Annotated in this window: 1 protein-coding gene; it reads right to left on the bottom strand. The window is 62.1% G+C overall.

The features are described 5' to 3' along the window. Nucleotides 1-800, bottom strand: an 800-nt coding sequence (locus K0F88_RS32010; RefSeq protein ID WP_219097875.1) for a VCBS domain-containing protein, incomplete at both ends; no start/stop codon positions are given.

Raw genomic sequence — 800 nt, 5'->3', positions numbered from 1 at the left:
GCGCCTTGCACGTCGTTGGTCAGGACGTTGCCGTTGAGGGTCAGCAAGGTTTCCGAAGCAGTGCCGGCGTTGCTGTCATTCACGGCCTGTGGCAGGTCGTCGACGATGTTGACGTCGAGATTGCCGTTGGCGGTGGGGCCGTTGTCATCGACCACGGTGACGGCGAACTGCTCGGAGATTCCGTTGGCACCGTTGGCGGTCGGATGCGCTTCGTTATCGGCCAGGGTGTAGCTGTAACTGACCACGCCGGTCGCGCTGTTGAAGCCGGTGATGGTCAGTGTGCTGCCGAGCGGTGTGACAATCGATTGCGGGAAGCCCGCGGAAACGCCGCCGACCACCACGTTGATGCCGCCAACGCTGAGGGTTTGCACGCCGTCGAGTGCGGTGATGGTGAAGGTGCCGCTTTGGGTCAACGCTGGCGCGTCGGGGCTGCTGCCATCGCTGAGGTTTTTCTCGTAGACGGTGAGTTCGCCGCCGTTGACGTTGAGGCCATCGATGGTCACTGGATCATCGTTATTGTGGATTTGCAGCACCAGGTTGGCGGTGCTGGTATCGCCGTCGGCATCGGTCAGGGTGTAGGTGAAATTCTCGGTGCCATCGCCACCGCCGTGCAGGGCTTTGAAATCCGCATCGCTGGTGTTGAGGGTGTAGGTGTACGTGCCGTTGGCGTTCAGCACCAACGTGCCGTAAGTCCCGACGAAGGTGCCCGGGGTGATCGGGCCGGCGTTCTCACCGATGGTCACGCGGTCAGCGCCTTGCACGTCGTTGGTCAGGACGTTGCCGTTGAGGGTCAGCAAGGT

It is taken from the genome of Pseudomonas sp. UMAB-40 (assembly GCF_900095275.1).
GTDB lineage: Bacteria > Pseudomonadota > Gammaproteobacteria > Pseudomonadales > Pseudomonadaceae > Aquipseudomonas > Aquipseudomonas mandelii_B.
This window is presented reverse-complemented; position numbering and strand designations above follow the sequence as displayed.